Here is an 11,446-nt window from a genome sequence, read left to right on the forward strand (position 1 = left end):
CGACATGACCGACTTCAAGAGATTGCTGCACGCTGACGGACCCAACCCCGAGCACGCCGCGGAGCTGCAGCTCTACGGCCGCTTCGTCGGGGATTGGGACGCCGAGATCACCGCCCACGGGCCTGACGGCGCGACGCACACCGCACCCGGCGAAATTCATTTCGGCTGGGTGCTGGAAGGACGCGCCGTTCAGGACGTCTGGATCATTCCGCGGCCTGCGGGCGCGCCCGCCTTTCCGGTCGCAGGCAATTGGTACGGCACGACGCTTCGGGTCTACGATCCCGGCATTTCGGCGTGGCGGATTTCCTGGTTCGATCCGGCCCGATCGGTATTCCGCCAGCAGATCGGCCGCGCGCGTGGTGAGGACATCGTGCAGGAAGGCACGACCGAAACCGGCGAGCTCACGCGCTGGAACTTCGTCGACATCACACATGATTCGTTCCACTGGCTCGGCGAGGTCAAGCCCGCCACGACAACCGATTGGCGGCTGGTGGTCGATGTGAGGGCGACGCGGCGGAAGGGCTGAGGAGAACACCGCCGCGCTCGCCACGGAGCCAAGCGCCGTCACGACGCGAAAGAGGGGACGGGATGTTGGTCCCGCCCCCTCTTCCGTCGTGGCCGCTGGGAAGCGTCCTTCAAAAGGATTAGCCGGCGCCCATGAGGGGCGCGGGGCTGCGTTCGCCGGGCGAGAGGAACATCCGCTTCAGCTTGTTGACCACGCGGATCATGAAGCCGATGACGGCGGGATTTGTCTTGCGGCAGAAAGCGATCTTCTTGACGTGGCCTTCGACATGCCATTTGGCATGCGCGCCATCGCGAAAGAAAATGACGTCGCCGGCTCCATACCGCTTGGGCGGGAGCCCTTCGCTTTCCAAAACGATCGATCCTTCCAGGATCATGATGGTCTCGTCGAAATCGTAGTACCAGTTGAAGCGGCCTTCGGTGCAGGACCAGACAATGGTCGAGGATGTGCCGTCCGAGCTGGTCGACAGGATGTGCGAACGGGAGACCGGATTCCCCTCGATGATCCAGGCCGGCTCGATCGGCCGCAGCTCCAGGTCCACGTTGCAACTAGCGATTTCAATCAATGCGGCCGACATCTGTTTCCCCAGGGCATATATTAAGTATGACCGGGTCTCGGCCCGGATTGTTTCGAAAGATGGGGGAACGCTAGTAGCCTGTTTTTAATTCTTTCTTACACAAGCCCCGACAATCAGCCGCAAGTTGCAGATGCGAAATTGTTAGCGCCCCAATTTCCTGCAAATTCGCACACATGAACCCTTCTTTTCAGGGGTGCGACAAAGTGCGCGACGTCAACGAGGCGAAACAGGAAATCCGCGCCCGGCCTCGACCTGCCCGAGGCGGGCGATTCCCGTGGGTACGGCCTGCGAGGCGGTCGCGGCCTGCGACGGCATCAGTGCGGCCACCGACGGCAGCCCGTTCACGGCACCGTTCAACCGCTTCAGCAATGACTACGGCCCGATGCTGCGCGGCGGTGCGATGCGACCCGACCTCTCCCTACGGGAGAGGTGAAGAACCCGCGCGCACGCGCGTCGGTTACTTCGCCCACTCGCCCTTGCGGAACACCGGCACCTTGCTGCCGTCGGCCAAAATGCCGTCGATGTCGGTCTCGCCCGAGCCGATCATCCAGTCGATATGGATCAGGCTTTGATTGCCGCCTTGGGCTGCGATCTGCTGCGGCGTGAGCTGCGCGCCGTTGATGAAGCATTTCGAATAGCATTGCCCGAGCGCGATGTGGGACGCCGCGTTCTCGTCGAACAGCGTGTTGTAGAACAGCAGCCCGCTCTGCGAGATCGGCGAGGAATGCGGCACCAGCGCCACCTCGCCGAGACGCCGCGCGCCCTCGTCGGTGTCGAGCACCTTGTTCAGCACCTCCGCGCCGCGCGAGGCCTTTGCGTCGACGATCCTGCCGTCCTCGAAGCGCACCGCGATGTTGTCGATCAGCGTGCCCTGGTAGGACAGCGGCTTCGAGCTCACGACATGGCCGTAGACCCGGCGGCAATGCGGAGTCGTGAAGACCTCCTCGGTCGGAATGTTGGCGTTGCAGCTGATGCCGTTCTTGGCGAGCGAGGCACCGCCTTCCCATTCATGGCCGTCGGCAAGCCCGATGGTGAGGTCGGTGCCGGGACCCGAATATTGCAGTGCGCGGAATCGCTGGCCGTTCAGCCAGTTGGTGCGCTCGCGCAGCACCGCGTTGTGGCCCGCCCAATTGGCCATCGCATCCTCGCGGTCGACGCGGGAGGCCGCGAAGATCGCATCCGCGAGCTTGCCGATCGCCACCTCTTCGGAATCATCTGGGAAAACCTGCTTCGCCCAGGTCGGGCTCGGATAGGCGATGATGTTCCAGTTGGTGTCGAAATTGACGATCTTTTCCAGCGCCGGCTGATAGGCCATGGAATTGGCCTTGCTGGCGCGCGCCACCTTGGACGGATCCTCGTTCGACAACAGCATCGGGTTGTCGCCGACGATGGCGAGGCGCGCGGTGTTGTCCGAGAACGCTTTCGCCATCCCTTCATAGAGCCAGTCGGCGGCGCGATCAAAGCTATTGTCATGGCCGTGGCGATAGCGCGCCAGCGTCGTCTCCTCGTCGGAAAGAATCGGCGTCACGATGCCGGCGCCGGCCTTGTAGGCGTGCGCGGCGATTCGGCGCACCAGCGGCAGCGCGATCGCGGGCGCCGTCAACAGAAGGTCCTGTCCCGGCCGCAAACCCAATCCAACCTTCACCGCGACCTCGGCCAGCCGGTCGAGCTTCGCGGGATCGATGGAAGAGGCGAAATTGCGTTGATCGGTCATGCCGGGTCCTCTGTCGAATTCTCACGTACAATCTAAGTCTAGCATCACGAGGCACAAGTGCGCGAGCGTCTTGCGCGACTTGAAAGATACGGAGTTTCGTGCAGTTTGGTTTTCAACGCGTTGCCGATTTGAGCACCCGATCGACCATGGCAGGCGCAAGGCCAAGGTAATTTTTCGGTGAAGTGAGGGCCTCGATGCTGGCGCGATCGATTCGGGTCGCGACGCGCTGATCGGCCGACAGCGCATCGGCAAGGCTGATGCCCTTCTCGTTGGCGAGCCTGCAGGCATCGTAAACCACGTCGTGCGCGTCTTGCCGGCCGATCTGCGGCGCGAGCCCCATCATGACCGCTTCGGCCACGATCAGACCGCGACTAAGGGCGAGGTTGTCGTCCATCTTCTTCTCGTCCACGATGAGACCCGCGAGCGCGAACCTGGCCTGGTGCAGTGCGCCGGCGGTCAGCACGAAGCTTTCGGGGATCGCCATCCATTCGGCGTGCCACGGACCGGTCGCGCGCTCGAAATCCTGCACCAGGGCGTCCAGCATCAGACCAGCCTGCTGCCGCACCGCCTTCGATGCGGCAAGCATCAGTTCCGACGAGATCGGATTGCGTTTCTGCGGCATGGTCGAGGAGGCGCCGCGGCCCTTGACGAAGGGCTCGTAGACTTCGGCGAATTCGGTCGAGGCCATGATCATGATGTCGAGCGCGATCTTGCCGAGCGATCCGGTGAGGAGCGCAAGGAAATTCACCGCCTCGGCGAAGCCGTCGCGTGCGACATGCCATGTCGAAGCGGGCACACCCAGCTTCAGCTCGGCGCAAAGCGCCTCCTGCACCTCGAAGCCCTTGTCGCCGAGCGAAGCCAGCGTGCCGGCCGCGCCGGCGAACTGCCCGACCAGCACACGCGGCTTCAGTTGCGCGAGGCGCTCGGCGTGGCGGTCGAACATCGCAAGCCAGATCGCGGCCTTGTAGCCGAACGTCACCGGCAGCGCTTGCTGGAGATGGGTACGTCCGGCCATCGGCGTGTCGCGATGGCGCCGCGAGAGGTCGGCGAGAATTTTCCGCAAGTCCGCGATATCGCGCTCGATGATCCCGAGCCCGGCGCGCAATTGCAGCACCACGGCGGTGTCCATGATGTCCTGCGTGGTCGCACCCCAATGCACGTAGCGGCCGGCCTCGCCGCATTGCTTCGCCATCTGCTGCACCAGCGGCAGGATCGGATAGCCTACGATGTCGGTCTCCTGCCGCAACAGATCAAAATCGAACGCGGCAACATCGGTCCGCGCCGCGATCTGGTCGGCGGCCTGTTGCGGAATCACACCGCATCGCGCCTCCGCTTTCGCGAGCGCCACCTCGATCTCGGCGTAACGCGCCACCAGCGCGACATCGGAAAACACCTCGCGCATTTCCGGCGTGCCGAAGGCATCGCGGAACAGCATGGAATCGAGCACGGTGGTCGAGGCGGTAAAGGCGGGCATGGGCGCTTCTTCGTGGCTGTTGTTTTGTATGAGGATAGCTTACGCGGGCCGGGACGTTGGGCAACGGACATTCGCTGTTTAACGCACGTTCGATGGCTTGCGAGCACCTCGCCTGCCCCGTCATCCGCAGGTGCGAGACGCACGATGCGAAGCAGCGTGCGCGGAGCCTCGAAGGATCACGGCCCAGATGCAGCTCCAGACATCAGCGCGCTGCTCCGATGGCACTATCGACTGTCGCGCGGCGCGAACGCCTTCGCATGACGAGGAGACCTCAATGTTGAAATCGTTCCGCTTGCCGGGGCTCGTCTGCCGGCCTGTCGGCTGCGACATTGACCGCGGCGTCTGCTGCGCCGATCGGCCAGCGCCGCGGAATCCGGCGACGTCGCACGGTATGTTTTTCGCCCGAGCAGGCCGGTTTCCTTCGGCATCCCGCTCCGCTTCGGGAAGGCAGCAGTCACGGGCTTTTTGATCACCTGGGCGGCGGATTGGTGTTGCTCCAGGTCGGCACCGCATTGGTGACGCCGACCGACGGCCAATTATAGGTTCCGATCGAGGGCGCCGTGACGGTTCCAATCGACGGACCGGACGACCCATAGGTCCTTGGCGGCGTCGCCGTCACGACGGAGCTTCCGTAGGTAGGGACCATCACGTCCGTGCTGTAATGCCTGCTCGACCGATGCTTCTTCGCTTCAGCCGCGAAAGGCGCCACCACCAACCCGGCCGCGACGAGCGCGGCTACGGCGATTCTCATCGTTGTCATGACCATTCCCTTCGTTCGCTGCGGGCTGGTAAGTCATGTGTTCATCCGGCGGAGAATTCCCATAGGTCGCCGTTCATAATTCCGTGCGCGCAAATGTGCCGGAACGCTGCGATATGGCACGATCGGCCCGGACACACTATCACGAACGTGTCGCCTTCGGATCGACCCGAATCAGCGCTAGTGCAAGGCTTTCAGAGACTCTCGGAACGAACAGCATGACCGGCCCCGAATTGAAGCAACTGCGCGACGATCTCTCCGACGCGCTCGGGCGCAAGCTCAATGCGGCCGACATGGCGAAGTTGTGTGCGTTGCCGGAGAACGGCGGCGCGGACACGATCCGGCGCTGGGAGGTGCGCGGCCCGACGCTGGCCGCGACCAAGGTGCTGCGCGTGCTCGCAATGGCGAGCGATCGCTATCCGATCCTGGACAAGTTCGACATCTTCGATCGCCACGACATACGCGAGGAAGACCGGCCCGCGAAGCGCGCGGCGTTCCGTGCGCAGATGCGCGAGGAGGTGCGGCGGCGTCTTGGTTAACGGGACACGCGCGCAAGTTACCGCAGTCAGCGCGAATTAAACCTTCCTTCACCACTTCTTAAGCCGCCATTAAGTACGAAAATCATTTGTGGCCCAATAACTTAGGTTGGGCACCGTTATGCCACGCATGTGACAGCATTTTCGTCAAAAGCGAGCTATCTGCAAAACCAAAGCGGCGCGAACTGCGCGCCTGCCGGGGACCTTAGTGTTGGAGTTAGGACGATGAAGAAGATTCTGTTTGCGACGGTTGCGCTGCTCGCGGTGGGCGCGGCTGTTCCGGCGTTCGGTGCCGATCTCGGCGCCCGCCCCTATTACAACAAGGCGCCGGCCTACGCCGCGCCGATCTACAACTGGACCGGTTTCTACATCGGCGGCCACATCGGCGGCGCGTTCTCCAGCGACAGCAATTTCAACGGCCTCTCCACCGGCAACAACGGCAACGGCCGTTTCCTCGGGGGTTTGCAGGCCGGAGCAGACTGGCAGCTCAATCCGAACTTCGTGGTCGGCGCCGAAGCCCAGTATTCCTGGCTCTCCGGCAATGTCGGCGCGGTGTTCCCGGGCGGCGTGGCCTATACCAACGACCAGCGCGGCCTCGGCTCGATCACCGGCCGCGTCGGCTACACCTGGGGTCCGGGCCTGCTCTACGTGAAGGGCGGCTACGCCTATTCCGACAACAACGAGAAGGTGACGGTCGGCGGCGTGCCGGCAGCCTTCGTCATCGACGGCAATCACAGCAGCGGCTACACCATCGGCGCCGGCCTCGAATACATGTTTGCCCCGAACTGGTCGGCCAAGGCCGAGTACCAGTATTACAATTTCGGCGATGCGCACTTCACCGCGGGGCCGCTGGTCGGCACCGGTAACTTCACCACCGACGACCACACCTTCAAGGCCGGCCTCAACTACCGCTTCAACTGGGCGAGCCCGGTCGCGTCCTACTGATCGCGCCTGAAAAACTCTCGCCACGATCAAGGGCCGGCGTGATGCCGGCCCTTTCTTTTTTCGCCCTGCGGAACTGCCAAGCATTTGGGCAACTTGCGATTTTTTAACCCGGGCCAAGGATACTCCGCAGCGAAATGACAAAAGATTACGCGTGTGGGGGAATTTCGATGGCGATCCGTCTGAGCGTTGGCCGTATCAAACCTCGTTTCAAAATGCCGAAATGGGGCCTGCGCGGCAGCCTGTTCGCGGCCTTCGCCGTGATCGCGGGCATGGCCCTCGTGATCGCAGCCGGCGCCGGCTTCGTGTTCAAGCATCTCGGCTCGACCATGATGGATTTGAGCGGCCGCGACATCCCGCGCCTCGCCGCCAGCCTTCAGCTCGCCTCGCAGAGTGCGACGCTCGCAGCACAGGGCCCGGGCCTGCTCGCCTCGCCCACCGATGATGCGCTGAACGAGCGCACCAGGAACGTAAAGGACATCCAGCAGCTCGCGATGGCCAAGCTCGGCGAGATCATCGAACTCGGCGCGGACCAGCAGACCGCGAACGCGCTGCGCGACACCACCAAGAGCATCGATGAGGCCACGCAGAGCCTGGTGTCGGCGGCCCGTGAGCGGCTCGACACCGGCGCGCTGCACGACAAGCAGTATGAAGCGCTCCGGAAGGTCCAGCGTTCCTTTGTCGGCGCTGCCGGCCCGGCCATGCTCGATGCACAGACGCGCCTCAATGCGATCCTCGGTGCGGCGGAGGTGTCGGCCGACGATGCCACCGAAGCCGCCCGCACGGTCGCCCAGATCTCGACGATCTCCGCCAACGGCAATCTGATGGCCGCCGACATGATGGCGGCGCTCTCCGCCAACAGCAGCGACACGCTCGAGGCGATCGAGAAGGAATTCAAGACGACCCGCGACCGCGTCAAGTCCAACCTCGAGGACCTCCCGAACTTCCCCTCGATGCAAGCCGTGCGCGATGCCGTCGAGAAGCTGTTTGTCTTCGGTGAAGGCAAGACCGGCGTATTCAAGATCCGCCAGAAGGAGCTCGACGCGATCGACTATGGCCAGACCATCCTGGACGAGACGCGCAAGCTCAATGTCGGGCTCGGAATCAGCGTGCAGGCGCTCGTCGACGGCGTGCAGAAGGAGACCAACGCGTCGACCTTCCAGGCGCGTCACGAGATCTCGCTCGCCACGACCGCAATGCTGGCACTCGGCGGGCTCACCCTGATCGGCTCGGCGCTGTTCGTCTGGCTCTATGTCGGCCGCAACATCCTGCGCCGCATCCGCGAGCTTCAGCGCGCCATGCAGCTGCTCTCGGCCGGCGACCTCGACACCGAGATCGTCCGCTCCCGCCAGAACGACGAGATCGGCGCGATGAAGGAAACGCTGACGGTGTTCCGCGACAGCATGATCGAGGCCCGCGCGCTCGCGAGCGAGCAGGACAAGGATCGCACCGCCAAGGCCGAGCGCGCCGCGCAAATGGAAGCCAAGATCGCCGAATTCGAGGGCACCGTGCGCACCGCGCTCGATAACCTCGCGCAATCGGCCAATTCGATGCAGTCGACGGCGCAGAGCATGTCGACCACCGCCGACCAGTCCAACGCACTGGTCAACGCGGTTGCGTCCGCCGCCGAAGAGACCTCGGTCAATGTGCAGACCGTATCGTCCGGGACCGAACAGCTCTCGTCCTCGATCGAGGAGATCAGCAAGCAGGTCGTCACTTCGGCCGCGATCGCCAAGAAGGCAGTCGACGAAGCCGGCGCCACCGACGCCACGGTGCAGAGCCTCGCCGAGAGCGCAAGCCGCATCAGCGTCGTGGTCGACCTGATCCAGACCATCGCCTCGCAGACCAACCTGCTCGCACTCAACGCCACCATCGAGGCGGCGCGGGCGGGCGAGGCCGGCCGCGGCTTTGCGGTGGTTGCCTCCGAGGTGAAGAGCCTCGCGAGCCAGACCGCGAAGGCGACCGAGGAGATCCGCACCCAGATCGCCAGCATGCAGCAGGTCACGACCTCGGCCGTCGGCGCCATCCAGGGCATCGGCCGGATCATCGGCGAGATCAACGACGTCACCACGACCATTGCCGCCGCGGTCGAGGAACAGGGCGCAGCGACCCGCGAGATCGCCCGCAACATCCAGCACGCGGCCGGCGGCACCAGCGAAGTCTCCAGCAATATCGTCGGCGTCTCCACCGCTTCAGCCGAAGCGGGTGCCGCGGCCACGGAGGTGCTCAGCGCATCGGATGCACTCCGCCGCGAAGCCGACTTGCTGCGCGGAGAGATCGACGCGTTCCTCAACAACATGCGGGCTGCGTAGGACGCCGATTCCATCCGGGCTACGGAATACGGCCGGAATGACCGCCATGCGGCGACCGGCCGGCCTTCTTTTTCGGCTGGCGCCCTGCCCGCGCTGGGTTTAAGCCGGTGGCATGAACGCAAAAACCGATACCGTGCAGTCCTCCGCCGAGGCGCTGCGCTACCCCTGGGAGCAGCATCCCGGCCCGGAAGAGGTCGTGGAGGTCAGGCCCGGCGTGTTGTGGGCGCGGCTGAAGCTGCCGTTCCGCCTCAACCATGTGAACATCTACCTGCTCGCCGACGGCGACGGCTATGCGATGGTCGATGCCGGCTTCGGCAACGAGGAGACGATCGAGGCCTGGACCAAGCTGTTCGAAGGTCCGCTCAAGGGCGTCAACATCACGCGCCTGATCGTCACCCATTCGCATCCCGATCACGTCGGCCTCGCCGGCTGGATCGTCGAGCGGTTCAACTGTCCGCTGGTGATGTCGCAGGTCGAATATCTGCAATCGGTCTATCACCAGAACCGCGGCACCGAGGAGCGGCGCGAGGCGCAGCGGCTGTTCTTCCGCCGCCACGGCATGGACGAGTCCCTCACCGAGAAGCTGCTCGGCCGCGGCCAGGATTATCTCAAACGCGTCTCGGTGCTGCCGCCGTCCTACCGCCGTATCTCGCATGGCGACGAGGTCGTGATCGGCGCGCGCCGCTTCAAGGTGATCACCGGTGGCGGGCATGCGCTCGACCAGGTGATGCTGTACTGCGCCGACGACAAGCTGTTTCTCTCCGCCGACCAGGTGTTGAGCAAGATCTCGCCGAATGTCAGCGTGTGGGCGGTCGAGCCCGACCAGAACTCGCTCGGCGAATATCTGGCCTCACTCGCGAGCCTCACCACCACCCTGCCCTATGATCTCCTGGTGCTGCCGGGTCACGGCGTACCGTTCTACGGGCTGAAGACCCGCATCAAGCAGCTCGCCGATCACCACGAGGAGCGCTGCCGCCTCATCGCGGAAGCCTGCCGCGAGGTGCCGCAGACCTCGCGCGCATTGGTGCCTGTCGTGTTCAACAAGCACGTGCTTGACGAGCACCAGATGGGCTTTGCCGCCGGCGAGCTCGTCGCTCACGTCAATTACATGATCGTCGAGGGCCGGCTGACCGCCGAGACCAAGGACGGCGTGCTGCAGTTCAGGACGACGTGAGGGCGTCCAGCCCTTGGACCGATGGTGCAGGGCAGCATCATGTCCTGCGCGAACTTGATCGGGATCAAGTTGGGTCGGGTCGGATAGGGCATTTTGCCCAATGCCCCTCACGGCCCTATAGGCGATAGCGCATGGACATTAGAGCTGGAAAAGCTCTAAACAGATGCGCCCTTTTGGTCAGTTCCGTCTCAGGTTGCACCGATGGATTACGCCGAGTTCTTCAATTCCGCCCTTGATCGCCTCCACAGCGAGCGCCGCTATCGCGTGTTCGCCGATCTGGAGCGCACGGCCGGCCGGTTCCCGCATGCAGTCTGGCACTCGCCCAAGGGCAAGCGCGACGTCGTGATCTGGTGCTCCAACGATTATCTCGGCATGGGCCAGCACCCGAAGGTGGTCGGCGCCATGGTCGAAACCGCGACCCGCGTCGGCACCGGCGCAGGCGGAACCCGCAACATCGCCGGCACGCATCATCCGCTGGTGCAGCTCGAGGCCGAGCTCGCCGACCTCCACGGCAAGGAAGCCGCGCTGCTGTTCACTTCCGGTTACGTCTCGAACCAGACCGGCATCGCGACCATCGCCAAGCTCATTCCGAACTGCCTGATCCTGTCGGACGAGCTCAACCATAATTCGATGATCGAGGGCATCCGCCAGTCCGGCTGCGAGCGGCAGGTGTTCCGCCACAACGATCTCGCCGATCTCGAAGCGCTGCTGAAGGCTGCGGGTGCGAACCGGCCGAAACTGGTCGCCTGCGAGAGCCTCTATTCCATGGACGGCGACGTCGCGCCGCTCGCCAGGATCTGCGATCTCGCCGAGAAGTACAACGCGATGACCTATGTGGACGAGGTCCACGCCGTCGGCATGTACGGCCCGCGCGGCGGCGGCATTGCCGAGCGTGACGGTGTCATGCATCGCATCGACATTCTCGAAGGCACGCTGGCGAAAGCGTTCGGCTGCCTCGGCGGCTACATCGCCGGCAACGGCCATATCGTCGACGCCGTGCGCTCCTATGCGCCCGGCTTCATCTTCACCACGGCACTGCCGCCGGCGATCTGCTCGGCCGCGACCGCCGCGATCAAGCATCTGAAGACCTCGAGCTGGGAGCGCGAGCGCCACCAGGACCGCGCCGCGCGCGTCAAGGCGATCCTCAATGCCGCAGGTCTCCCGGTGATGTCGAACGACACGCACATCGTGCCGCTGTTCGTCGGCGATCCCGAGAAGTGCAAGCAGGCCTCGGATATCCTGCTCGAGGACCACGGCATCTACATCCAGCCGATCAACTATCCGACCGTCGCCAAGGGCACCGAGCGCCTGCGCATCACGCCCTCGCCCTATCACGACGACGGCCTGATCGATCAGCTCGCCGAAGCGCTGCTGCAGGTGTGGGATCGTCTGGGTCTACCGCTGAGCGATAAGTCGCTGGCCGCGGAGTAGGCGTGT

At 64.1% G+C, this 11,446-nt stretch carries 10 protein-coding genes; 6 read left to right on the forward strand and 4 right to left on the reverse strand.

All coding sequences use genetic code 11. The annotated features are described in order from the left end of the window. Positions 1 to 4 precede the first annotated feature (4 nt). A complete protein-coding gene (locus ACVW16_RS15215) occupies positions 5 to 526 on the forward strand; it encodes a hypothetical protein (protein WP_456699995.1) in 522 nt (173 codons plus the stop codon). Positions 527 to 644: 118 nt separating this feature from the next. Here the strand turns inward: ACVW16_RS15215 and ACVW16_RS15220 are convergent, their stop codons facing one another. The 4 genes from ACVW16_RS15220 to ACVW16_RS15235 form a co-directional block, all read right to left on the reverse strand. Beyond that, on the reverse strand, positions 645 to 1,100 hold the full coding sequence (locus tag ACVW16_RS15220) for a cupin domain-containing protein (protein WP_456699996.1): 456 nt from the start codon (positions 1,098 to 1,100) through the stop codon (positions 645 to 647). 457 nt (positions 1,101 to 1,557) lie between these two features. After that, on the reverse strand, positions 1,558 to 2,814 hold the full coding sequence (locus tag ACVW16_RS15225; RefSeq protein WP_456699997.1) for an aminopeptidase: 1,257 nt from the start codon (positions 2,812 to 2,814) through the stop codon (positions 1,558 to 1,560). Between the two features lie 112 nt (positions 2,815 to 2,926). Then, positions 2,927 to 4,288: a 3-carboxy-cis,cis-muconate cycloisomerase gene (gene pcaB / locus ACVW16_RS15230; RefSeq protein ID WP_456699998.1), complete on the reverse strand. Its 1,362-nt coding sequence runs from the start codon at positions 4,286 to 4,288 to the stop codon at positions 2,927 to 2,929. A gap of 469 nt (positions 4,289 to 4,757) precedes the next feature. Next, on the reverse strand, positions 4,758 to 5,048 hold the full coding sequence (locus tag ACVW16_RS15235; RefSeq protein ID WP_456737062.1) for a hypothetical protein: 291 nt from the start codon (positions 5,046 to 5,048) through the stop codon (positions 4,758 to 4,760). A gap of 215 nt (positions 5,049 to 5,263) precedes the next feature. Here ACVW16_RS15235 and ACVW16_RS15240 point away from each other — a divergent pair, with 215 nt between their 5' ends. The 5 genes from ACVW16_RS15240 (at position 5,264) to hemA (ending at position 11,440) form a co-directional block, all read left to right on the forward strand. Continuing rightward, positions 5,264 to 5,584: a hypothetical protein gene (locus tag ACVW16_RS15240; protein ID WP_456700000.1), complete on the forward strand. Its 321-nt coding sequence runs from the start codon at positions 5,264 to 5,266 to the stop codon at positions 5,582 to 5,584. Positions 5,585 to 5,806: 222 nt separating this feature from the next. Next, a complete protein-coding gene (locus ACVW16_RS15245) occupies positions 5,807 to 6,526 on the forward strand; it encodes an outer membrane protein (protein WP_456700001.1) in 720 nt (239 codons plus the stop codon). 167 nt (positions 6,527 to 6,693) lie between these two features. Then, entirely contained in the window at positions 6,694 to 8,835 is a 2,142-nt protein-coding gene (locus ACVW16_RS15250; protein WP_456700002.1) for a methyl-accepting chemotaxis protein, read from the forward strand. 112 nt (positions 8,836 to 8,947) lie between these two features. Further along, positions 8,948 to 10,009, forward strand: coding sequence for an MBL fold metallo-hydrolase (locus ACVW16_RS15255; RefSeq protein ID WP_456737061.1), 1,062 nt, complete (start codon positions 8,948 to 8,950; stop codon positions 10,007 to 10,009). Between the two features lie 201 nt (positions 10,010 to 10,210). Next, on the forward strand, positions 10,211 to 11,440 hold the full coding sequence (gene hemA / locus ACVW16_RS15260; protein ID WP_456737060.1) for a 5-aminolevulinate synthase: 1,230 nt from the start codon (positions 10,211 to 10,213) through the stop codon (positions 11,438 to 11,440). Positions 11,441 to 11,446: the final 6 nt, after the last annotated feature.

It is taken from the genome of Bradyrhizobium sp. USDA 4474 (genome assembly GCF_054057515.1).

What these genes read in the sequence shown, in the direction of transcription:
- ACVW16_RS15240 (WP_456700000.1), top strand. Translation starts at nt 5,264, where the DNA reads ATGACCGGCCCCGAATTGAAGCAACTGCGCGACGATCTCTCCGACGCG.
- pcaB (WP_456699998.1), bottom strand. Translation starts at nt 4,288, where the DNA reads ATGCCCGCCTTTACCGCCTCGACCACCGTGCTCGATTCCATGCTGTTC.
- hemA (WP_456737060.1), top strand. Translation starts at nt 10,211, where the DNA reads ATGGATTACGCCGAGTTCTTCAATTCCGCCCTTGATCGCCTCCACAGC.
- ACVW16_RS15250 (WP_456700002.1), top strand. Translation starts at nt 6,694, where the DNA reads ATGGCGATCCGTCTGAGCGTTGGCCGTATCAAACCTCGTTTCAAAATG.
- ACVW16_RS15245 (WP_456700001.1), top strand. Translation starts at nt 5,807, where the DNA reads ATGAAGAAGATTCTGTTTGCGACGGTTGCGCTGCTCGCGGTGGGCGCG.
- ACVW16_RS15220 (WP_456699996.1), bottom strand. Translation starts at nt 1,100, where the DNA reads ATGTCGGCCGCATTGATTGAAATCGCTAGTTGCAACGTGGACCTGGAG.
- ACVW16_RS15215 (WP_456699995.1), top strand. Translation starts at nt 5, where the DNA reads ATGACCGACTTCAAGAGATTGCTGCACGCTGACGGACCCAACCCCGAG.
- ACVW16_RS15235 (WP_456737062.1), bottom strand. Translation starts at nt 5,048, where the DNA reads ATGACAACGATGAGAATCGCCGTAGCCGCGCTCGTCGCGGCCGGGTTG.
- ACVW16_RS15255 (WP_456737061.1), top strand. Translation starts at nt 8,948, where the DNA reads ATGAACGCAAAAACCGATACCGTGCAGTCCTCCGCCGAGGCGCTGCGC.
- ACVW16_RS15225 (WP_456699997.1), bottom strand. Translation starts at nt 2,814, where the DNA reads ATGACCGATCAACGCAATTTCGCCTCTTCCATCGATCCCGCGAAGCTC.